The organism is Ruminococcus flavefaciens 007c, assembly GCF_000571935.1.
Classification (GTDB): domain Bacteria; phylum Bacillota; class Clostridia; order Oscillospirales; family Ruminococcaceae; genus Ruminococcus; species Ruminococcus flavefaciens_F.
Map to the genome: position 1 here is coordinate 70,036 of NZ_ATAX01000028.1, position 23,283 is coordinate 93,318.

A 23,283-nucleotide genomic window follows, 5' to 3' on the forward strand; every position below is an offset into this window, starting at 1 on the left:
CCTCCTTGGGATTATTCTTTTTCCTTGAGAACAACTGTGATATGTGATGTTCTCTTTAAAATTCTATATGCTCTGCCCTGTGCTCTCGGCATGATTCTCTTCATGATAGGTCCGGGTGTTACGAAGCACTCGGATACTACGAGGTTATCCTTATCCATGCTGAAGTTGTTTTCAGCGTTTGCCTGAGCGGACTTAACAAGCTTTGCAACGATAGGGCTTGCAGCCTTAGGAGTAAGATCTAAAGTGGCTAAAGCGAGATCAACAGGCTTGTTTCTGATAAGATCCAGAACGATCTGCACCTTTCTGGGTGATATACGAGCATTTCTTAAATAAGCTCTTGCTTCCATCTGTGAACTCCTCCTTCCGCTTATTTCTTACCGTTGTTTGATGTCTTTGAGCCTGCGTGGCCCTTGTAAGTTCTTGTAGGAGCAAACTCTCCGAGCTTGTGACCTACCATATCCTCTGTAACATATACCGGCACGTGCTTGCGACCGTCATGTACAGCAAATGTGTGACCTACGAAATCAGGGAATATTGTTGAAGAACGGCTCCATGTCTTGAGGACCTTCTTCTCACCTGCTTCATTCATTGCAACGACCCTCTTCAGGAGAACTTCCTGGACATAAGGTCCCTTTTTAACGCTTCTGCTCATTTAATCAGTTCCTCCTTTCAGATTACTTGCCGTTGCGGCGCTTTACGATGAACTTATCTGTTCTGTGATGCTTCTTACGAGTCTTGTAACCAAGAGCAGGCTTGCCCCAAGGAGTTACAGGTCCGGGACGGCCGACAGGTGACTTACCTTCACCACCACCGTGAGGGTGATCGCAGGGGTTCATAACAGAACCACGTACTGTAGGTCTCCAGCCCATGTTTCTTACACGGCCTGCCTTACCATAGTTTACATTCTCGTGATCGATATTGGAAACCTGACCGATAGCAGCCTTGCATCCGATCGGAACCTTTCTCATTTCGCCGGAAGGAAGTCTGATAAGTGCATAATTGTCTTCCTTACCCATGAGCTGAGCCTGGTTGCCTGCGCTTCTTACGAGCTGAGCGCCCTTGCCGGGATAAAGCTCGATAGCGTGGATGAATGTACCAACGGGAATGTCTGCGAGCTTGAGTGCGTTGCCGGGCTTGATGTCAGCCTCTGCGCCGGACTCGATCTTGTCGCCTACCTTGAGGCCGTTGGGAGCGAGGATGTATCTCTTCTCGCCGTCCTCGTACTGTACGAGAGCGATGAATGCGCTTCTGTTAGGATCGTACTCAAGAGTCTGTACAACTGCGATCATATCGTCCTTGTCTCTCTTGAAGTCGATTACACGGTACTTTCTTCTGTTACCGCCGCCTCTGTGGCGAACTGTTATACGGCCGTAGCTGTTTCTTCCCGACTTCTTCTTCATGGGTTCGAGAAGGCTCTTCTCCGGCTCAACCTTTGACAGAACCGAGTAGTCAGTTACAGTCATCTGACGTCTCGAAGGTGTCGTAGGCTTATATGTTTTAATAGCCATTTTAACTTTCTCCTTTAATGCGTTTTCGCGGGAGCATTACTCCCATACTTTCTGACTTGTGTTAGCGGATCAGACCATGCCCTCGAAGAACTCGATTGACTTGGAATCCTCTGTAAGAGTGATGATAGCCTTCTTCCAGTCAGGTGTCTTGCCGGCAAATCTGCCGACTCTCTTCTGACGGCCGTTGCAGTTCATTGTGTTTACCTTAGCAACCTCTACGCCGAAGAGCTGCTCAACAGCCTTCTTTATCTCAGACTTGTTAGCGTCCTTAGCAACCTTAAAGGTGTACTTTCCGTTCTGGAGCTCATCCATTGACTTTTCGGTGATAACGGGCTTCAGAATAATGTCCTGAGCTGCTTTCATTATGCGTACACCTCCTCGATCTTTCCAACGGCATTCTTAACAACGATGAACTTGTCATAGTTGAGTATGTCGTATACATTAAGTGTATTTACAGCAGCAGTCTTAACACCGGGGATGTTAGCTGCGCTCTTTACAACCTTTGCATCAGTCTCTGCTGTTACGATGAGAGCCTTGCCCTCAACGCCGAGAGCCTTGAGCATTTCAACAACTGTCTTTGTCTTGTAGTCCTCAAGTGTGAGAGCGTCAAGAACGATCATGTTGTTATCGAGAACCTTAGCAGAAAGCGCAGACTTCATTGCGAGTCTCTTTACCTTCTTGTTAAGGGAATAGCTGTAATCTCTGGGCTTGGGGCCGAGAGCGATTCCTCCGTGTACCCACTGAGGAGCACGGGTCGAACCCTGTCTTGCATGGCCTGTACCCTTCTGTCTCCAGGGCTTTCTTCCGCCGCCGCTTACTTCTGTTCTTGTAAGTGTGGACTGTGTACCCTGTCTCTGGTTTGCAAGGTAATTAACAACTGCAGCGTGCATAACACCTTCGTTGGGAGTGATTCCGAAAACTGCATCGTTGAGCTCTGTCTCGGAAACCTGCTTACCTGTCATATCAAAAACTGAAATTGTAGACATTTACGCTTCCTCCTTCCTTAAGCCTTTACGCTGTCAACGATATAAACGATACCGCCCTTAGGACCGGGGATAGCGCCCTTGATAGCGATGAGATTGTTCTCAGTGTCTATTTTAACGATTTCGAGATTCTGAACCGTTACCTGCTCAGCACCCATGTGACCTGCCATGCCCTTGCCCTTGTAGATTCTTGAAGGGGATGAGCAAGCACCCATTGAACCAGCCTGTCTGTGAACAGGGCCTGTACCGTGAGTTTCCTTGAGTCTGTGCTGATTGTGGCGCTTGATAGCACCTGCGAATCCCTTACCCTTGCTGGTGCCGACAACGTCGATAGCGTCGCCAACAGCAAATGTATCAGCCTTTATGATGTCGCCTACGTTAAGAGCGTCGCAGTCGTCAAGTCTGAACTCCTTGAGTTCCTTCTTGCAAGCTACGTCAGCCTTATCGAAGTGACCCTTCATAGGCTTGTTAACTCTCTGTACCTTTACGTCGCCGTAGCCCAGCTGAAGTGCTGCATAGCCGTCGTTCTCAACAGTTTTCTTCTGTACAACGACGCAGGGGCCGGCTTCTACTACTGTTACAGGAACAACTTTTCCTGTCTCGTCGAAGATCTGAGTCATACCGATCTTCTTACCGATAATGCCTTTCTGCATTTTCATTTCCTCCTGTTAGGTTATTGGTTGATGATTTACACATCAACATGACCGACGGATCACCGTCATTCCGCTTCCCTTGCGGTAGTTCCAAGCGTAATATCGGTTAATTACTTAACCTCCATAACAACGTCTACGCCTGCGGGGATCTCAAGCTTGTCAAGAGCAGCTGTTGTCTTCTCTGTAGGACGGATAACGTCTACGAGTCTCTTGTGAGTTCTCATCTCGAACTGCTCACGGCTGTCCTTATACTTGTGTACAGCACGAAGGATAGTAACAACTTCCTTATCTGTGGGGAGCGGGATAGGTCCCGAAACTCTTGCACCACTTCTCTTAGCTGCCTCAACGATCTTAGCTGCTGCAATATCAACAGTAGCGTGATCGTAGCCCTTGATCTTGAATCTGATCTTTTCGTTGACTGCCATTATTTTCGCCTCCTTGGAATTAATTACGGGGACGCAGATTGGAATATCACACGTTTCCGTGTGTTTCATGCCTCATCTGATAAAAAAACTCGAAAAACCGATGTTTTCCGAGCCGTCTTAACAAAATATGAGCACAAAAAGAGCATAATCCACGCATACGCAAGCTGCGTGAAGAATAACCACAAACTGTGTTCGATATCCCATTCGCCCGGTTTAAAATCGGACATACTCCACGGAAATTACCTGTCATACCGACAGCAACCTTCCGTTTCAACGCATATCTTCTGCAGTCAGTGCGCATACCAGCGCACTCAACGTAAACCATTATACCACATATATAGGGATAAATCAACAATTTGCAGAAATTGTATTTGTAAATTTTTGATGAACTATAATTATGTTTTTACTATATATGTTCATCTGCATAAAACAGCCTCCCGGGAACCTTTACAGATCCCCGGGAACAGCATTGTTATTCTTCTTTGGTAGCGGCTTTTTCGGCCTTTACAGCCTCCACGCCCTGTTTTACAAGGAAAGCGCCGAGGTCGTACACCTTATGTATGATTATACCGCTGATCAGCGAGAGGATGAATATCCTCGGGATCGCCTCATACCAGTGTGCAAGGCGGTCACCCACCTCAAGGTACTTCTCGTTGAAGCCTATATAGCGCACCGAATCAGGCGACTTCTGCCACGAGTTATAGAACGTATTGTCAAAGCAATATGAAATGAGGTATGTGCCGAGAGTAACTCCCGAGAGCTGACGGAGCACGAACTTCACGCCCTTGTTGGTCGTAGTTATATCAAAGAGAAGCAGGAATATGCAGGTAGCAATGATATATACGGGATATGTTCCGTAGTCGTTGAAGTGCCATGAAACGAAGTGATGATCGTTCACCTCGTCTGCTACGGTTTGCTTGTATGTGCTGTATGTAATGAACCAGATGGACAGACACATCAGCGCAAAAACTATGAGCTTGTTCTTTACATTTCTCTTAGGCGGACAATCGCGTATGAAAGCACCTGTGAAGTAATAAGCCAGAGGGAAACCAAGATTTGCGTAATCAGGTAACAGCTTGGCCTGAGTATCCCTGTTGAATCCGAGGACCAGGCTTCTTGCAAATATAGTCAGGGCTGTAACTGTAAGCACCAGTATGAGCTTCTCCTTTGTGCTCTTGCAGCCGTTGAACGCAAGATTAAGGAATGGTATTATAAGGAATATGCTGATATAGTAGCTGATGTACCAGCCGTACTGTGCGTTGTTGTACTCAAGGAAGCCCTTGAAAATATCCCAGCCGGTGAGATTGTAATGGAGTATATTCTGCTTGAATTTCAGGCATATCACACTGATGATGAGATATATCACTATGATCTTTATAAGACCCTTATAGTAGCTTCCGCTGAAGGTCTTGTTCTTCATAAGGTAGCCCGTTGAGATCATGAACAGCGGCACGCAGGTATAAGCTATCCATCTGAAAGCGATGGGACCGTATGCCGAGGTATTTGTCAGGGGCGTATAGTAGAAGCCGTTGTAAAGGAAGAAGTGGATACAGATTACTAAGAATACCGCAAGTATCTTTACAATGTCTATACCTGCGAAATACGGCTTTGCGGGAACTGCTTCCGCCGCAGGAGCCTTGCTGTCGGCTGCACCTTTTTTCTTTGTACCGGTCTTGGCAGCAGACTTCGCCGCCGTACTTTTTGCTTTATTTACAGTCTTTTCACCTGTATTCTTTATCTGCTTTTCCGCCTTCTCGGCAGTTTCAGCAGAACTTACAGACTTACTCATTACTGTACCTCCTTGGTTTTTATTAATATAATTTTATGTCCCGACTTGAATGTCCGCACATATCACACATTTATTTGACGAATGAAGTCTCCGGAACTCTCAGCTTCCGAAAATATATTTCAGCACAGTCAGGACAGTGTCGCCTACCTTCTTGGAATTGACCACTTCCTGAGCGCTGTCGGGACGATCCGTGATGATATTGTCAACGCCCAGCGCCATCATCTTCTGCATCTCGCTCTGACGGTTGACAGTCCAGACGAAAATACGCTTTCCGTTATGGTGGGCTGAATTGACAACGCTCTGATTGACGAAGAGGTAATTCATGCTGACTCCGTCGATATACGGGAGCTGCGCATAAGACGTTGCAGTTGCAAGATTTGCTATGAAAGCGGTCTTTATCCTGGGATTGAGCTGCTTGACCTTTTTCAGCGCAGGATAAGAGAAGGATGTCACATAGCAGGAATTGACTATGCCATACTCCTCTATCAGCTCTACCACCTTTTCAGCGGTATGCTTGGGATCTCCCGAACGCTTTATCTCTATGTTCAGCATTATGTCCTTACCCACAAGATCAAGAACCTCTCTGAACAGAGGTATCCTTACGTCATCGAACTCGCCGTCCTTGCTGAACCACGAGCCCGCCGAAAACTGCTGCAGCTCCTCGTAGGTATACCTGCTGAGCAGACCTTTTCCGTCCGTAGTCCTGTCCAGCTTGTCATCGTGGAAGACCACCAGCTGATCGTCCTTTGTAAGCTGCACATCAAGCTCTATATAATCCGCACCGCTGTCCATAGCAGCCTTGAAGGCAGGCATGGTATTCTCTGGAGCGACCTTTGAAAAGCCTCTGTGAGCCGTTACCTGTGTACGGCTTATAACGCCCACGTTCAGGCTGATATTGCCGCGGCTGAGCGCCTTCAGGTAGGATATGTTCATCACCAGTGCCGCAGCTGTCAGACAGCATACGATGACGGCACCGCGTTTCCTGCCGATCTTGTTCTCATTCCTGTCGGGCAGTACCAGTTCTTCTTTCTCGTTATCCTTCAGGAACTTCTCCGTCAGCCACCACATTACCGCAGGAGCCGAGAAAAAGGCAGATATGGCAGTAAATACGCTCCAGGCGTATTTCAGCACTTTAAGAGCCGCACCGAAGGCCGCTCTCGGAGCCGAAAAGCCCTTGATAATGAATATTATCAGGAAGCTGAGTCCGAAGGTCGCAAGGCCTATTATCAGAACTACCGCCAGAGTCCACAGGAAAAGTGAGATGATCATTCTGAAGCGATGACCGCCGATCTTTTCCCTGCTCTTCTTCACACTTTCGCGGAATGAATTCTTTGTGAGCAGCAGATAGTGGATACTGTAGCTTCCGCCGATCATCAGTATTATGAACAGCAGCTGTATGAGGATATAGGCAGCAACAGCCATACCCGCGTTCACCGAGTAGAATATCCTCCTCAGCACAGGCATAAGCGGAGCCATGAACATACCTGAGGACAGCGAGAACTGTGCCAGAGGCATAAGAGCCATATAAGCCAGAAAGCTCAGTATTCCCGTGCCCTTGAAGGCCTTTCTGAAGGTCTGCACACCCGTGCGGAACATTCCGCCGATAAATATGCGTTTCCCTTTTTCGTAGCACGAAAAGCAGGCCGCCAGTGCAGAAAGCTCCACAAAGGAGAACAGCGCATAGCAGAACAGCATCATTATAATGACAATAATGGTTGAGGGATGTTTGAGATAAACGAGCAGATTCTCATCGTTTAGATAATTTATGCCCGAGAACTTCATAGTCAGCTTCAGCATAAGAGCCAGCACCGGAGTGCCTATGGCCAGCAGCAGGAGCTTGAAAACAAGTTCAAAAGCAAGGAAATGGGGAGCCGCCCTCAGAAAAACTCCCGTAGATCTGAAATATTTCTTCATCACTTTACTCCGAAAAACAGATATATTTCTATTATACTTCCAACGGGCTCCGATGTCAATAAAAAATCCGCCTTTCACATGAAAAGCGGATCATTTTTATCCCACAAGGCCCGAACGCTCTATTCCCTCGGTAAAATATTTCTGGAGGAATACATACATGAGAAGTATGGGAGCTATGGAAAGCAGACAGCCCGCCTCCTTCCAGACGATCTGCTCCCTGGGACTTATCTGTACTGTCGGATCGTTGAAAAGACGTATTTTCAACTCGTTGTCAAGGTTCGTGAGCATCAGTGCCATTGTCTTTGTGTTCGTAAAGAAGGTATTGCTCACATAGTAGTCGTTCCAGTACCATACCACCGAGAACAGGAACACCGTAAGGAAGGCCGGGGCCGCATTGGGCGCCATGACTCTCACAAAGGTCCTGAAGGGACCGCAGCCGTCGATGTATGCCGCGTCCTCTATCTCACGGGGGAGTCCCTTGAAGAACTGTCTGAATATGAGTATCATAAGTCCCGCGCGTATGCCGTTGGCAGTAAGGGCAGGCAGGTACATGGTCAGCCTGCTGTCAATGAGGTTCACCGAGAACAGTCCCTTTATTCCGAAATACCTGAACTGGGTATACAGCGGCAGGGATATTACCTGTGTCGGCACCAGTATCATCATGATAACTATTGCAAAGAATATCTTCTTGCCTTTGAATCTGAATCTTGCAAAGCCGTAGCCCGTCACCGCACAGGAGATGACCTGCACCAGAGAGCAGCCCACATTCAGTACCAGTGTATTGAACAGTGTCCTGCGGAAGTCCATAGCGTCCATGGTCTCGCGTATGACGTCAAGAGTATAGTGACGGGGTATCCACATTACGGTGGGATCGCTCATATCGCTCCGCTCCCTGAAGGCACAGCTTACCATATATATAAGAGGATACATTATGACAAAGCCCAGTCCCAGGAGAATGACAGTTCTGAAAAAAGGCCATATCCTGTCCTTTACAGCCTTGCGGCGGAGATAGCTCCTCTCCTCCGCTGACATGGACTCTCTGCGTATGCGCTTTGCCTCCCTGCTGCCGGGGTGCTTTTTCTCCTGCACAGGCGCAGGTGCATTGATATTTTCAGCCATAACGCACCTCCTCAGTCATTCTCATAGTAAATGAACTTATTTACTATTGCCGATATTATGCCGACAGCTGCCAGAACTATAAGGAAATACACCCATGCCATGGCAGAAGCGCCGCCGAATTCCCACTGGTTCTTCATTGCCACGATACGGTTCATGACACTGTTCATGGGATTTGTAAAGGAATCTATCACCGTGAATATGAGATTTGCCAGAATGAACGGAGTAACATACGGGAAGGTTATCTTCCAGAAGTATTCCCATGCAGTGGCGCCCTCCAGCTGAGCCGCTTCCCTTGCGGAGGAGGGGATGTTCTGCAATGCCGCCAGAAACAGAAGTATCTGTATTCCCGAGCTCCACACTATGCCGAAGATATTGTCCGCAACAGCGATTATGAATTCGGTCATGCTCTGGCTTATTTCGTATACGCCGAGGAAGCTCAACAGATCCCCTACCATATTTGTGGAGAACATAGTCGAGAACTGCTCTGCTCCCGAATTGCCCGTAGACTCCATATCGCCGCTGATTATCCTGTATACCGGTCCCGTAGCTATGATAACGGGCAGGAAGAATACTGCTCTCGCAAGAGCTCTTCCCCTGAACTTCTGATTGAGTATGACAGCGATAAACAGTGAAAAAATAAGTATCAGCGGGGTCTTCCACAGAGTTTCCAGGAGAGTATCCAGCAGATAGTCCGTATAGTACGGATCCTCACTGAGTACGCTGAAATAGTTTTTCATGCCTATATATTTTGTACGGAGGGCTCCGGGCTCAACCGAAACATCGCAGAAGGAGTACCACAATGACTTGCCGAGAGGTATAAGGAAGAATATTACAGTCCCCACCAGCCACAGGCTTATAAAGCCGTAGCCATACAGCGATTTCCGCCTTTCATACGAAATAAGGCGGTGCTTTTTTTCCTTTTTCTCAGCAGGAGCTCCTGCTTTTCCGCTCATAGAACTCTCCTCCTTCCTATGAAATTCCGTTAAGATCGATTACTCCGCCCTGCCAGCTGACTGTACACTCATCGAGATCGGTCACGGTCTCCGTGCCGTTGGAATAGACCGTGGTTATGGTATTCCCGTCTCTGGTATAATCTGTAATGAAGCTGTCCGACACCGATGCCAGCATCGGCTCCAGCAGGCTGTATTCCTTGGCCGCCGTTTCGGTCCAGTACCTGTGATTTGCATAGTACAGGCCATCGAACTCCGTGTCCTTCAGTACGTCAGCGTCCTCACAGATCATGTCAAAGCTTATGCAGCTTCCCGAAGCAGCTGCCAGAAGCGCCAGCTTTTCGGGATCGGGGCTGCTGTTGACAGCCTCCGCGGAATAGGGTATAACACCGTGGAGTACCATCTGATAAAAGGGTATATCCTCATCAAAAAGGTCAAAACGGCTGGAGCTCACGGGAACGTCCGATATGCGGCTCACATAGGGCAGAGCGTAGGCATTGGCGCCCTCTGCAAGTATGCCCTCCCCGAGACTGCCGTCAAGCTTCGAGAAGCCCTCCTCAAGCATAGTCTCGGCCTTTGCGCGTGAAATGCTCTTTTTGCCGTAATCTCCGTACAGCGAAGTGGTCAGACTGGAAAGGGATACTCCCTTCAGCCCCTTTTTGCTGTAATTCTTCTCTATATCGCCGAAGGCCCTGCCGAAATACCTCGGTGACAGCAGAGACATATTCTTCCTGAACCCGTTGGGTATGCCGTAGGCTCTGTCGTAGCTCATTATCCTTGAATAGGAGCCCGAGATCCTCACAGCCGTATCCGTAAAGGAATAGTAGCCGTTACCCGAGCAGAAATCCCTGTTGTCTGACACGGGATAGAAGCTGAAGCCCTTTTCCTCCATGAGGCCGGTGAGCCTTCCGAAGTCCTTTTTGCCTCCCAGTCTCCCCGAAGGCTTTGCGTCGGTATCCACTTTGTTCCTGATACCGTCGTCGGTCCAGTTCTTATAGGATACCACCATATTGTCAACTCCGCCGTTGCTCAGACTGCTGATAATATCAGCCGCCTGACCGTAGCCCGTAACGGAAGTCTTCTGTGCAACGGGTATGCCGAGTATGGGCTTTTTCTTCATAACTCCGCCGTAAAGCCTGAGATACACTGCGACATCATCCGCCCTGCTCCTTATCCTCACACCCTGCTCCTCCAGGAGGTACTGACGGTATCTTGCGGCAATATCCGCGTAATCCGCCCCCTTCTCAGAGATAGGGTAATAGAGCATCTCAATATCGTCGGACTTTATGCCGCCGCTCTCGAATACCGTATATCTCTCGTTGCTGCTGCCCGACATATAGAAGCTGTCGGTGCCGCGGAGCACAAAGGTGAAATTGCATATGTTATAGCTGCTGTTGGACTGCTTTGACACATTGGCGGTAAGATAGGCGTTGGAATCGCCCTTTGCAGCCACAGCCAGCAGAGCGTTGTCCTCCTTGACGATGCCGTATACAGGCAGATATATCTGCTCCGTGACAGCTCCTCTGGTCTGGGGGACAGCCGTGACGTCTCCGCCGTAAACTCTCTGCTGATAGATATTGTTCTGGAAGGAGCGGTTGTTGTTGAAGCGTATCAGCGCACCACAGCCGTCGGGAACGACGAAATATCCCTCTTCCTTGTCCGAAGCCGCACCGAAGCTGCCCAGAACGGTCATTTCCGTGGCCACATTGGAGGATTTTGTCTCCTTTATCTCAGATACCTTCACAGCAGCCCTGAGATGATCACCCTCAAGGGTATACTCCACAGGCACACTGAAGCCTGCTCCGTTATAATCGTAAACTATCCTTATGCCGTCTTTTATGTCGCTCACCGTGAATTTACAGTCGCTATCGCTGCCCGAGCGCAGCACATTGTTGCCCGAACGGCTCAGAGGTACGCCGTATCTGAGCATATTCGAGGAGCGCAGTTCCTCTGCCAGCAGTCCCGTGGCAGCTCTGTCCTGCGAAGCCTCCAGAGGGGACGACCACCAGATATAGCCTGTTTTTCTGACTTCTATGCCGAAGACGGCGCTCCTGTCGTCGATTATCATGCGGAGCTCATCATTTTCCGCACCATATCTGAAGGCACCGAGGAAATGCTTTTTATCCTCAGTCACCCAGGCAAAGCCCTTGTCGGACTTGTATACACGCCTGCCGTCCTCGGTGCCCCCGAAGCGGAACACCTCGCCGTTGCCTTTCATATCCCTGTCCAGAAGCTCCAGCGTCCTTCTGTCCTCCGAAAGGAAGGCGCAGCTGCTGTCCAGAGACGATATTATCTGACGCAGCCTTACCACCTTTGAAGCCTTTTCGTCGGTGACAATGAAAAATCTGCCCGCTTCACTGAGCCAGAACTTCCCGTCGCTGCATTTGCTGCCGCTTTTGAAGGACGCCGCGGCATTTCCTGTTTTCTTATCTATGATCACAAGCTCCCCCAGCTTTTTCAGCGAGGTGATCTTATCCGCAAGGAGCTGCTGCTCCTCGGTATAGTCCTTTTTGTTTTCGGGCTTGCCGCCTGCCTTCTCCCAGAGTGCATCGTCGAAGTCCTTATCCTTGTGATAAACGTCAAAGCCGTCGGCAGAGCCTATCTTATCCAGATATTTCTCAGCGTCCTCTGCCGAGAGCTCCGCTTTCTCCTTTGTTTCCGTCCGCTTTGCCTTTTCGGCGGGCTTTTCCTCCTCCGCCGCGGTATCAGCGGCAGTATTCTCCGTGGTATCCTCTGCATAGACGGTACCCGATACAGTCATAGCCGCAGCCGCTGCAAGGCACAGCAGGAGCTGTTTTATACTTCTGCTCATACGCACCGCCTCTCAGACTCTCGCCCGATAGGAGAGCTCTGTATAAAGGGTGGATATGAATATTATCACCTGCTGTATCAGTGAAAGGAAGAGCACCAGCAGGAACAGCATCACGAACATTGCCGCTACCGTCAGTATTATAGCAAATACCGTCTTGCCGAAGGAATACTGATGCACGGACTTTACCGCCGAGAACAGCAGCATCGCCGTCCAGCACACCCCCGCTATCTTTATAATATCCATAAAGACCATCTCGTCCCGTATGAGCAGATGCGACAGTATAACGTTCAGGTACAGCTGCACCGTATAGGGTATAAGGGCATAGGCGCTGTAAATACAGATATTCTTCAGAGTGCCCTCACCGTCAAGGAGGGTACACACAGCCCAGTTGCCCAGCGTCCACACACCGAAGAGCACAAAGCTCCTGACGATATACGGGATTATATTGAAGTTCTTGTCATAGGAGATATAAAACTGAAAGCCGTACAGCCTGCCGTAGGCTATCTCTCCGAAAAAGAGCAGCAATATGATGAACAGGGCTATTTTAAGGGAACCCGACTTCTTCCAGCGCATATCCTCAAAGCCCTCGACAGGGTGCATGACTGCGTGCTTCACCCACTGCTTCTGTGTGAGATCCATCATGGCTGCTCCTCCTTTCCTTTCACGTCAGATCTGCTGCCGTGCTTTTTTCTGTATCTGCCTCCTGCGAACAAAGCGGCTACCATCAGCGCAAGCACAGCGGCAATGGCTGTAAAATGTTCCTTCAGGAACTCTCTTCGCCTTCCCTCGAAGGCCTTGTTGTATATTTTGCCTGCGTCCGCAAGCTTTGCATACTTCATAGCGCCCTTGTAGTCGCCCTTGCGAAGAAGAGCGGCAGCCACGCCCTCATAGGCTCTGTTGTAGTTGCCGTCCCGTCTCAGGACCTCCTGCCACGGACCGAGGGCTTCCTCGTAATATCCCGAATTATGGAGAGCCGCCGCCTCATGGACGATCTTTCCGAAGGAGGTCTCCCTGAATACGGTGATCGTATCCTTCATTGAGTCCAGAACATAGAGATCGCTGCCCAGTGACTCCACCGCCGCCACATGATCAAAGCCTCCTGTCTGCTTGGCAAGGGTGCCGGTGATAAACAGCAGGTTGCAGTCCTCATCATACTGAAAGACTCTGCCCGTGGTGAAGTCGAGACAGTTTATACAGCCGTCCGTGGATACATCTATATCCACTATGGAAGGCGCCATTATCTTGTTCTTTGTGGTGGCGTACATGGGAGTATTATCCCCGAAGGACAGCTCCAGGTCGGCGAATATGTTCTTTCCTGCCGCATTGAGCTTTTTGACCGTATCGGTAGTCTGAGTGCCCGAAGCTGTGCAGGTAAAGATGAAATCTCTATCAATATCAAAGCCTGTAATACCTGTGGGGACTGTTCTTGTCCTGTGAGTCTTTTTCTCGTCGGACATGAATATGCTCCTGATATAATTCCCGATTATCGCAGCCGTAGGCTCCACACGGTTCGCACCGTAAAAGCCGCTGAAGCTGCCGTCGGGAGCGAACATGGCAGCACCTGTGGTTATATTACCCAGCACCACATACACATTTCCCGCCTTGTCGGCGATGACTTTCTGAGGCAGGAAGGTACGCCTCTGGTCGTAGACCTCTGATTGGGGCTTGGTGATCTCCCCCTGAACATTGCCGTCCTTGTCGGAAATGAGCACACGGGAATTATCGCTGTCGGCAATGTAGATATTGCCGTTCACAGCGGATACAAAGATGCCCATGGGTTTATTCAGCCTTGTTTCCGAGCCATCGGGCATAGTGAAGCTGTCGTATACATGGACAGTCTCCCTCAGCTCACTGTCTGCGGCGATTATCCTGTTGTTGCCCGTATCGGCGATATACAGCACATTATCGCTGTCAAAGAACAGATCCTGAGGATCGCTGAGAGCTCCCACTCCCAGATCGTAGCCCGATACCGCACGTTCCGCGGTATAGCCTGCCTGTGAGGGGACAGCGTCGCCCCAGCGGTCATAGTTATAGCTCTCATAGGGCTCTCCCGAAGCCGAAGCTCCCAGGGAGCACACCGAGGCTGCAAGTGCGGCAAGTACAGCGACTGCAGCCCTTTTAAAAAATCTATGCACTTGCCTCACTCCTTTCATATCATCTGTCAAGCCCGAGATTTCTGCGTTTTCGTGCTATCTCGTCGTTTATGTCCCTGTTGTACCATATAAGGGTATCTCTCGGGTTCTGTTTTTCGTTTATGGTCTCGCGGAAGGCGTTCATGATATTTCTCGTCACCGCATAGGAAGCAGGAGTAACGGGTATCTCCCTGAGTTCTTTCTGCTGAGCGCGGAGCCTTGCCAACTCGTCCTCCGACCATGACAGCTTGCCCAGCGCCTCGGTATTAGCCGTATCGAAACGTCCCAGAGTTCCCATAAGTCCCTCTGTCTGAGCACCGTACTGTGCCTGGGTATCGTTATCCGTGAACCATTTTATGAATTTCCAGGCATTTTCCTTATTCTTCACCTTTTTGAATATAACAGCTCCCGAGCCGTTGGAATTGGCCGCATGGGATAGGCTGCCGCCCTCCCCCGCGGTTGCAGGCACCGGGCAGAAGTCCCACAGCCCCTTTATTTCGGGAGAAGCCGCCGTGAGCTGATTGAAAAACGTATAATTGGCAATAACTATGGGGTATTCACCTGTCCTGAAGCGGCTGAAAGCGTCATAGGTCTGCTCAAAGCTGTATTTGGTATAGAAATCCGTCCATTCCTCAAAGGACTGCACCGCCTCTGTCGAATCGAGTACAGACGCAGACAGGTCCTCATTATAGTAGGTCATTCCCTTCTGGAGCATCAGCAGCGCAAAGGTATGGCCCGACTCGGTGGCGGGAGATATATCATTCGGAGGCAGTACAAGTCCCACGGACATATAGTTCCTCTGAAGAGCCGGCAGCATATCCCTGAGCCCGTCCCATGTTTCGGGAGGAGAGCTGTATCCCAGCTCCGTAAGCACATCAGTGCGGTAGAACATCATCGGGAAGCTCTGGCTAACCGGCAGGCCGTAGCAGCCGCCGTTGTAGCTGTACTGCGTCATGGCGTTCTCCTGGAAACGCTCCTTTACCTCGCCGAAGTCATCGAACTGCGAAAGATCAACAAGGAGATCTCTGGCAGCCAGATTCACTGGGAACTCTCCTCCCAGAAAGAGAGCCGCATCGGGTCCCTTGCCTGCAAGAGAAGCCTCCACGATACCGCCTGTAACAAGGTTTACGGAAACGGGTATACCTGTTTCCTGCATGAACTGATTTTCGGTCATTTCCTTAACAGCCTGAGCCTGATCTCTTCCGAGAGCCACCCAGACATTGACCGCTTCCTCTCCCGTAACATCTGAGAGAGTGGTATAATCCTCAAAAAAAGAGCCTATAAAAGCGTCAAAGCCGAATTTCAGCGACTTTCCAAGCTTTTCCCTGCAGTCTGAGAAGCTCCTGTCCGCAGAGGCAAGCTCTATATAATCAATTTCAAGTGGCTGATCGCGGTTATCCCTCATCCATGCCGAAAGGGAAGCGCTGCCGTCCTTTATCTGCTTCAGATAAGAAGGTATCCTCAGGGGCTTTGCGGTGCATTTATCCAGTATGACCGCCATATTCTCTATGGCAGCGGCCTCGGTGCCCTTTTGGCCCGTCAGTGACTCTATGCCTGCCCTGACGTCCTTCAGCTCCGCCGAGATCTCGCCGAACCTTTCCACCAGCCCGGGTATCTTCTCATGTACATAATAATCCGTATATTTATCGGGAGCCGGTCCCGTTATCATCAGTACCTTGCGGTAGTAGGTGTTCAGTTCCCTGACCACATCCTCCAGTCTGCGCAGATAATCGCCTATCTCTCCGGGGACAGCCTCCATCGAGAGCGTATGGCTGCGGTCGCCCTCCAGCCAGATGTATACCGGCTCACTGCCGCTTTTCGGAACAGTCACCGACCATTCCGTATCGTAGCCGAATCTGACGCGCTCCAGCTCCTGACAGGGCACTTTCCCGTCCACATATATGCGTCTGTTGGAGTCAAAGCCTCTTATCTTGTCCTGTCTTGCCTTTATACCTATTTTATACCAGCCCCCTGCGCCGATCTGTTCCGCAGGTATCTCCCAGGTGACGGTCTGGAGTGCTTTTTTCCAGTTGCCGCTTCCGATGGTGTTGTACACCATTTTTGTAGGATCCGACGGTGAAGCAAGATAGCTGCTGTTATCAAATGTAGGATACAGTGTGGGATCCGACTTGAAGGCCGCATTCTCCCCCTCTATCCTGATCAGCGCCGACGGAGTCTCCTCCGCGCTTATCTCAGCCCCCGCACTGTCCGCATATCCGCGGTACGAGGGGAGCTCTTCCCTGTTGCAGAAGCAAAGGCTGTCCAACGCCAGCTGAGCACGCTCCGAGGAGAGCTTCAGCACATGGCTGCCCTTTTCAAGGTAAAAGAACAGAGGCTCGCTGAAAAGTCCGTCAACATCACCGAAGAAACAGCTCTGCCAGAGCTGCTTCTGCACCTGCGCGGGACGGACCTGATTTCCGCGCATATCCGTGTAAATATCTTTTTCGTTCACCCACACTCTTCCGAGAGTGAGCCTTGAAGCCGTATCGTAGGGCAGTTTCCCGTCCAGCTCCATGGAAAACTCTATATCCGTGCTGTTTGAGATCATGGGACAGTAATCAGCGGCAAGACAGTAATTTCCGCTCTCTGGCACCTCAAAACGATAGGACACCTCTCCGCCGCTGCTCTCCCACAGCAGGACATCATCGCGCTTTTCGCCGTTATCGTCGGTAAAGCTGCCTTTTTTCACATCTCCGTCCTCTGCAGGAAAAAAGTCTCCGCCGCTTATGGTTATCCTCCTGTCGGGACGATCCTCGGCGGAATACTTGTCGTAATACCTGCCGAAGGACATAAGCTCGCTGTCGGGAGCCTCAAAGGAATAGTAATCCTCTGCAAGGGCTGCTTTTTCCGCAGCAGCCCCGTAAGCGCAGGCGCTGCCCGCAGCCGTGAAGGACGCCTGAAACATTATCACAAGAGCAGCGGCAGCTGCCGCTGTTTTTCCGAATGACATCTTCACTGCGCCCTCACCGCCTTTCCGTAAAATAAATAAAAATGCGCAGGCTCCCTGCGTCGGGATCATGCGCCAAGTCAGCCTGCCGCAGTATTGTCAAACTGCATATTTCTATCAAAATCAGTATATCAAATTCAAGGTGGAATGTCAAGAAATGCAGCAGCTTTACATTATAAATAATATATTTTACTACTGAACATTTAGCTAAATTATGTTTTTATGCATATACTTTGTACAATAATATAATCTGATAACTGTAACTTCCTACAAGTATCTTCCCCTCATACGTCAACCGAAACCACCTGAAATCGCGAATATTAAAAAACTGTAAAATCTTATCGGGATTTTACGTTTTGTATTGACATCCGAATTTTTTTGTGTTATGATAAAAGTGTAGAAAACTACCAGATATAACATAAAATTCAACATAATAAAGGGGAGATAACTTTGGAAAATGTGCTCGAAGTAAAAGAGCTGTCCAAGCAATACTCCAAGGTACTTGCAGCCGACAAGGTATCATTTGAGATAGGCAAGGGCGAGATATTCGCACTTATCGGTCCAAACGGTGCAGGTAAAACCACTACGATACGAATGATCTCTACTCTGCTCCAGCCTACATCGGGCGATGCCGTGGTGGCAGGTTACAGCATAATCAAGGAGCCCGAAAAAGTAAGGGAATCCATCACCTACCTCCCCGACGAGGCAGGCGCATATAAACAGATGACAGGCATCAAGTACCTCAGATTCATGGCGGGACTTTTCACATCGGACATTGAAAAGCTCAATTCCTATGTGGATCGCGCAAAGAATATCTGCGGACTCGGAGACCGCCTTAACGATAAAATAGGAAGCTACAGCCGAGGCATGATAAGAAAGCTCCTCCTTGCGAGAGCAGTAATGACAAAGCCGAAGCTTGCCATACTTGACGAGCCTACCAGCGGACTCGATGTGCTCAACGCCATAGAGATACGCAAGACCATAAAGAAGCTCGCCGAAGAAGAGGGAATGTCCTTCCTTCTCTCATCACATAATATGCTCGAGATCGAGTTCGTTTCCGACCGTGTAGGTATCATATCCAAGGGTCACCTCATGGTAACGGGACGCACCGATGAACTCAAGGAACGCTACAGCGCTCCCAACCTCGAGGAAGTATTTGAAAGGGTGGTGAAAGAGAATGAAGTTCATTAACCTTCTCAAGAAAGAGCTCTCGGAGCTCATAAATGCACAGATGATAATCGGACTTGTAGTGTCCCTCTCCCTTTTCTGGCTGATGGGAAATGTAATGCAGTCCGTTACCAAAGAGCTTGCAGAGGATTCCAAAAACACAAACGTGTATGTATGTGATATGGACGACTCCGATCTTACCAGAGAGCTTCTCAGCAAGCTTGAATCGGACGGCGCCAAGGTGAACAGAGTCACCGTAAACGGTGATGATTACGCCGCAGCGCTGAAGGGTAAGGATTTCAAGAGCTTCGTTATTATACCCCAGGGCTTTTCCGATACTGTTGAAAGCGGAAAGAAGCCCGAGCTCATATCCGTTACAAAAGTCAAGTCAGCCTCCGCATTCAGCGGAATGACAGGCGGTACGGAATCATCGGTAGCCCTCATAAACAACTTCGTGACCGGCAAGCTGGCAGGTCAGCAGGGCGTTACCGAAGAAGAACTGGGCGTTATCGAATCTGCCATAAATGTGGTGGATCAGACGGTGGTATCCGATAAGTCGGCAAAGATCTCAAGCAGCGCTATCATCGGAAAGATAACCTCACAGAACCTTCTCCTTCCCATAATCATTCTGGTCCTCATAATGATGACCTCACAGTCGCTCATAGCGTCTATCTCAAACGAAAAGATCGACAAGACTCTGGAGACACTGCTTTCCGCACCTGTTTCAAGAGGCTCTGTAATAACAGCGAAAATGCTGGCAGCAGCAATAGTCGCACTGGTAAACGCAGGAGTTATGATGTTCGGCTTCTCGGCATACTCAAAGGGTATGACAGGAGCTGTCACCAGCGACCTCAATGTAAACGGCATCCTTCAGGATAATCTTTCCACTGACGAAGCTTTCAGACAGCTGGGGCTCAATCTGGGCGTAACTGATTATATACTTGTGGGAGTACAGCTTTTCATTACAATAATGATATGTCTGGCCATTTCCATAATACTGGGAGCACTGGTAAATGACTCCAAGTCATCGCAGACAATGCTTCTGCCCATAATGATGATGGTAATGATACCGTGGTTCGTATCAATGTTCACAGATGTGAACTCACTTTCCACAGTACCCAAGCTCATCGTATATGCCATCCCCTTCACACACACATTTACCGCGATACCGAATCTCATGTTCGGAAATACCACCGAATTCTGGATAGGTCTCGGGTATCAGATAATAGTATTCGCAGTCGTAATGTTCTTTGCTCTCAGACTCTTCAAGTCGGACAAGATACTTACGATGTCACTGAACTTCGGACAGAAGTCCAGATTCAGAAGATCAAGCAAAACCAACGAGGATTGATCCTCTTCCCTTTCCCCATGAAAAGGCGCAGCAGTTTCCGCTTGGGAGCTGCTGCGCCTTTTTATATTTCAATTATACCTGCATTATTGTACATTGTACGAGGGCAAAATATCACCATTTTACCATAAAAAGTAAAAAGCTATGCGATATCGCATAGCTAAGCAAAAATAAAATGAATAAATATAGAAGGGGAATTGGGGGATTACTTAATCCATTTATAATATACCGCCCCAACCTTAAAATAATCTTAAAGTTACCTTAAAATAAAATAAAATTTTTCCATCAGTTAACCGAGTACGCAGCCTCAAGTGCGATCTCCATCATATCGCGGAAAGTAGTCTGTCTCTCCTCGGCAGTCGTAGAGAGCCCCTTCAGCGGGCAGTCTGAAACTGTAAGTATGCAGAGCGCATTCTTCCCTGCCCTTGCAGCGTTCATATAAAGAGCAGCCGCCTCCATCTCGATGGCGAGGACACCCATCTTCTGCCAGTTCGCAAGGCTGTCAGCGTCATCGTAGAAGGTATCGCTTGAGAGTATATTTCCCACATGGAAGGCCTTGCCCTTTGCCTGAGCAGCCTTTACGGCAGCGGAGATAAGATTCCACGAAGCCGTGGGCGCATAAGTACCGGGGAGCCTGTACTGTGAAGCGTAAGCAGAATTTGTGCTTGCGCTCATACCTATGACTACATCGCGGAGCTGAACATTATCAGCCACAGCACCTGCCGTGCCTACTCTGATGATATTTTCAACGCCGTACTCGTTGAAAAGCTCCCATGAGTATATACCGATAGACGGCATACCCATACCGCTGCCCTGAACTGACACGGGAACGCCCTTATAGATGCCGGTATAACCCAGCATACCTCTGACTTCGTTGTAGCATACGGGATTTTCCAGGTAATTCTCGGCAATGAACTTAGCTCTCAGGGGATCTCCCGGCATAAGAACAGTCTTGGCAATATCGCCTTTTTTAGCATTGTTGTGAGGTGTCGGCATAATAAGCCCTCCTTTTTTGATATTATCGTGGAACGGCGTCCGCCGTAAAGCATCATATCCGCAGATTGCACAAATCCTTGACCTGCGGTTTGTACAAAACATAGAAATCTGAAAATTTCATTCTGAAATTCAATGGTTTTCCGTTGAATTTCAGCCTTTTTCTGCCTGTATACAGAAAGGGGTGATAAACGGCTCTCCCATTTTTACACGGAGGCCTTTATACAGCGCTGTATTATATATAGTATACGCAGGAGCGCAGTGTGCACGCAGCTCCTGCCCGACAACGCCTGCTGATCATCGTTTGAGCAGTTTCTTTGCAGTATCTATGATAGCCTGATAATTCATAACCATAATAACTGCAAACAGCAGGAACACAAATACTCCGCCGAATTTCGGAGAACCGATAATGAGTACGCTCATTATCAGGAGTATTCCCGTATTTACCAGAGACTTAACCGCATCGAACCTGAAGGGCACATAGTATCTTGCGTCGATTATCCTTGCCCAGAAGCAGATGACATAGCTGAGGAAGGTCGCCACAGCAGCCCCCTGAATGCCCCATGCAGGTATCAGGAAGTAGTTCATCGGGATATTCACCGCACAGGCTACAAATGCAGTCCAGAAGGAGTTCTTGGAGTGCTTTGTGGCAGAGTATATACTTCCGAGGAACTGATTGAAGCACATGAACACCACCGCTACTATAAGAACAGGGGTATAGATGTACACATCCGCGTACTCTGCGTGCTTGTCCGAGGGCACAAGGAATGCCGTCACGGGTTTGACTATAAGAAGAAGTCCTGCCGCCGCCATGAACATTATGGCCTCATAAGCTGAGTAGACCTTCTCATAAAACTTGTTTCTGTCTGCGGAGGCGTTCTCCGTTATAGCTGACATACTCCATGCCTGAAAGAATATGGTGGAGACAAGAGAGATAAGGTTCGGTATCTTGTTTGCAAAGCCGTATATAGCTACCGCTCCCTTGCCAAGTTCATGATAGTCGCTGTGCATCTGCTTGATGAACATTCTGTCCGACAGGGAGGTTATGGCCCACATTACTATAGTGGGGATCAGCGGCATAGCAAAGTGCATCATTTCCCTTCCGAGGGCTCTGTTGAAGTATTCGGCACCTGCGAATTCCTTCAGTCTCGCCGCTATGAACAGGAATAGTGCCGAACAGCCGTCGGAGAGTATGACCGCCAGCAGGAAGCCCTTTACTCCCATATGCATCCAGGGTATGAATATAACATTGAATATGAAGAAGGTAAGTGTGGCAAGTATTCCGTCAATGGAGAAAAGCTTCACCATATCCCTTGCGCGTACGAAGTTCTGACATAACATTCGTATGGAGGACATGGCCACATACAATATGAACAGTACGGTGTAACCCCTGAGGTAATCCAGTGCGGGTATAACTCTCAGAAACGGCACCGTAAAGGCCATTATCAGCATACCTATCATAGTTATTGCGCCCGATGTGGTGAACACCTCACGCTTGTCGTATTCCTTGTCCAGTCCGAATCGGATAAGGTACTCCTGAAGAGCAAAGGTGAATACGGGCTGGAGAAGCAACAGCGTAGTCTCGAGGAGCTCCTTGACGCCGTTGTTCTCGGGATCTATGTTGTGAGCATACAGTCTTGTCAGCAGGAACACCAGTATCTTTGAGCCAAAAGTACCGATGGCAAAGATACCCGTATTAAAGACCAGCTTTTTATATTTATTCATTTTCCACACTCCGAATAAAGTAATATAAAAATATTATATCACACAAAACCGCAAAAATCAATATTTCCCCTGTTTATCAGCACTGATAAAGCCAAAAGCTCCGATAGTGGCAAAGTGCCGATACCGAAGCTTTTAACGTACTTATCTTATAAACATTGCCAGATTTTCCCATGCAGCAAAAGAACCTGCTGAAAGAGCAAGAATGATAAGGATTATTGCGCCTGACAGTGAAATAAGGCTGAGTATAAGTCCTGCGATAGCCATACCCTTGCCCGGAGTATTCTTCTTGATAGCGACTCCACCGAGAATAAGTCCGATGATTGCGAGCAGCAGTGATACAGGATAGCAGCATACTCCCAGGAATGCGATTATACCAAGCACCATTGAAGCCACAGCCATTCCCGAGCCGCCCTGATCCTGTCCGTATCCGGGAGCGCCGTAGGGATTCTGGGGACCATAGTAGTTAGGGTTCTGGAATCCAGGCTGACCGTAAGGGTTGGGGCCGTTCTGATAGCCCGGCTGACCATAGGGATTAGGTCCCTGATAGCCCTGACCGTAGGGTGCAGCACCGTTCTGGTAGCCTCCCTGCTGGCCGTTCTGGTAGCCTCCCTGCTGATCTGCCTGAGCATTGGGATCGGGGCCGTCTATATATCCCGTAATGTTATCGTTATTGTCAGTTACATTCTGATCAACGTCATTATGTCCGTTATTGTAGTTGTTATCCATAAACCATCCTCCTTGAAATTGTACTAACAGCCTAATTATACCATTTTAGGCGGATTTTGTCAATAAAAAACAAGTCTCTGCACGAAGCAGAG

The 23,283-nt window shown here is 49.0% G+C and carries 20 protein-coding genes; 2 read left to right on the forward strand and 18 right to left on the reverse strand.

The features are described 5' to 3' along the window. Positions 1 to 11 precede the first annotated feature (11 nt). The 15 genes from rplV to RF007C_RS11230 form a co-directional block, all read right to left on the reverse strand. Positions 12 to 347: a 50S ribosomal protein L22 gene (rplV, locus tag RF007C_RS11160; RefSeq protein WP_019680104.1), complete on the reverse strand. Its 336-nt coding sequence runs from the start codon at positions 345 to 347 to the stop codon at positions 12 to 14. A gap of 20 nt (positions 348 to 367) precedes the next feature. Beyond that, positions 368 to 652, reverse strand: a complete 285-nt coding sequence (gene rpsS / locus RF007C_RS11165) for a 30S ribosomal protein S19 (protein WP_019680103.1) — start codon at positions 650 to 652, stop codon at positions 368 to 370. Between the two features lie 22 nt (positions 653 to 674). Next, a complete protein-coding gene (gene rplB / locus RF007C_RS11170; RefSeq protein ID WP_019680102.1) occupies positions 675 to 1,508 on the reverse strand; it encodes a 50S ribosomal protein L2 in 834 nt (277 codons plus the stop codon). Between the two features lie 69 nt (positions 1,509 to 1,577). Next, the gene (gene rplW / locus RF007C_RS11175) at positions 1,578 to 1,871 is read right to left on the reverse strand and encodes a 50S ribosomal protein L23 (RefSeq protein WP_019680101.1); all 294 of its coding nucleotides are present in this window, start codon (positions 1,869 to 1,871) and stop codon (positions 1,578 to 1,580) included. After that, positions 1,871 to 2,494, reverse strand: coding sequence for a 50S ribosomal protein L4 (gene rplD / locus RF007C_RS11180; protein ID WP_019680100.1), 624 nt, complete (start codon positions 2,492 to 2,494; stop codon positions 1,871 to 1,873). The genes rplW and rplD overlap by 1 nt, the downstream gene beginning before the upstream one ends. Before the next feature lie 17 nt (positions 2,495 to 2,511). Continuing rightward, complete coding sequence (rplC, locus tag RF007C_RS11185) at positions 2,512 to 3,144, reverse strand: 50S ribosomal protein L3 (RefSeq protein WP_019680099.1); 633 nt, start codon at positions 3,142 to 3,144, stop codon at positions 2,512 to 2,514. Between the two features lie 110 nt (positions 3,145 to 3,254). After that, positions 3,255 to 3,569, reverse strand: coding sequence for a 30S ribosomal protein S10 (gene rpsJ, locus RF007C_RS11190; protein ID WP_019680098.1), 315 nt, complete (start codon positions 3,567 to 3,569; stop codon positions 3,255 to 3,257). A 472-nt stretch (positions 3,570 to 4,041) separates the two neighbouring features. After that, a complete protein-coding gene (locus RF007C_RS11195; RefSeq protein WP_037299861.1) occupies positions 4,042 to 5,358 on the reverse strand; it encodes an acyltransferase in 1,317 nt (438 codons plus the stop codon). 99 nt (positions 5,359 to 5,457) lie between these two features. Beyond that, positions 5,458 to 7,272 (reverse strand): glycerophosphodiester phosphodiesterase family protein, encoded by a 1,815-nt coding sequence (locus RF007C_RS16605; protein ID WP_051456640.1) that lies wholly within the window; start codon positions 7,270 to 7,272, stop codon positions 5,458 to 5,460. Positions 7,273 to 7,368: 96 nt separating this feature from the next. After that, on the reverse strand, positions 7,369 to 8,391 hold the full coding sequence (locus RF007C_RS11205; RefSeq protein ID WP_051456641.1) for a carbohydrate ABC transporter permease: 1,023 nt from the start codon (positions 8,389 to 8,391) through the stop codon (positions 7,369 to 7,371). 11 nt (positions 8,392 to 8,402) lie between these two features. Continuing rightward, on the reverse strand, positions 8,403 to 9,344 hold the full coding sequence (locus RF007C_RS11210) for a carbohydrate ABC transporter permease (protein WP_037299864.1): 942 nt from the start codon (positions 9,342 to 9,344) through the stop codon (positions 8,403 to 8,405). Positions 9,345 to 9,360: 16 nt separating this feature from the next. Continuing rightward, complete coding sequence (locus tag RF007C_RS11215; protein WP_037299866.1) at positions 9,361 to 12,153, reverse strand: DUF5696 domain-containing protein; 2,793 nt, start codon at positions 12,151 to 12,153, stop codon at positions 9,361 to 9,363. Between the two features lie 12 nt (positions 12,154 to 12,165). Next, positions 12,166 to 12,795, reverse strand: a complete 630-nt coding sequence (locus RF007C_RS11220) for a Yip1 family protein (protein ID WP_037299868.1) — start codon at positions 12,793 to 12,795, stop codon at positions 12,166 to 12,168. Continuing rightward, entirely contained in the window at positions 12,792 to 14,288 is a 1,497-nt protein-coding gene (locus RF007C_RS11225) for a hypothetical protein (RefSeq protein ID WP_051456642.1), read from the reverse strand. Before RF007C_RS11225 ends, RF007C_RS11220 begins: the two co-directional genes overlap by 4 nt. A gap of 19 nt (positions 14,289 to 14,307) precedes the next feature. Beyond that, positions 14,308 to 17,235 carry an extracellular solute-binding protein gene (locus RF007C_RS11230; RefSeq protein WP_082316775.1) on the reverse strand — a complete coding sequence of 976 codons (2,928 nt, stop codon included), beginning with the start codon at positions 17,233 to 17,235 and terminating at the stop codon, positions 14,308 to 14,310. Between the two features lie 456 nt (positions 17,236 to 17,691). On the opposite strand from RF007C_RS11230, the gene RF007C_RS11235 reads away from it, so the two are divergent. After that, positions 17,692 to 18,423, forward strand: a complete 732-nt coding sequence (locus RF007C_RS11235) for an ABC transporter ATP-binding protein (RefSeq protein ID WP_242823099.1) — start codon at positions 17,692 to 17,694, stop codon at positions 18,421 to 18,423. Next, entirely contained in the window at positions 18,410 to 19,750 is a 1,341-nt protein-coding gene (locus RF007C_RS11240; protein ID WP_019680090.1) for an ABC transporter permease, read from the forward strand. Before RF007C_RS11235 ends, RF007C_RS11240 begins: the two co-directional genes overlap by 14 nt. A gap of 282 nt (positions 19,751 to 20,032) precedes the next feature. On the opposite strand, the gene deoD is transcribed toward RF007C_RS11240, so the two are convergent. The 3 genes from deoD to RF007C_RS11255 form a co-directional block, all read right to left on the reverse strand. After that, entirely contained in the window at positions 20,033 to 20,743 is a 711-nt protein-coding gene (deoD, locus tag RF007C_RS11245; protein WP_037299870.1) for a purine-nucleoside phosphorylase, read from the reverse strand. Positions 20,744 to 21,037: 294 nt separating this feature from the next. Further along, a complete protein-coding gene (locus RF007C_RS11250; protein WP_037299871.1) occupies positions 21,038 to 22,465 on the reverse strand; it encodes a lipopolysaccharide biosynthesis protein in 1,428 nt (475 codons plus the stop codon). Between the two features lie 141 nt (positions 22,466 to 22,606). Beyond that, entirely contained in the window at positions 22,607 to 23,191 is a 585-nt protein-coding gene (locus RF007C_RS11255) for a DUF4190 domain-containing protein (protein ID WP_051456644.1), read from the reverse strand. Between the last annotated feature and the right edge of the window lie 92 nt (positions 23,192 to 23,283).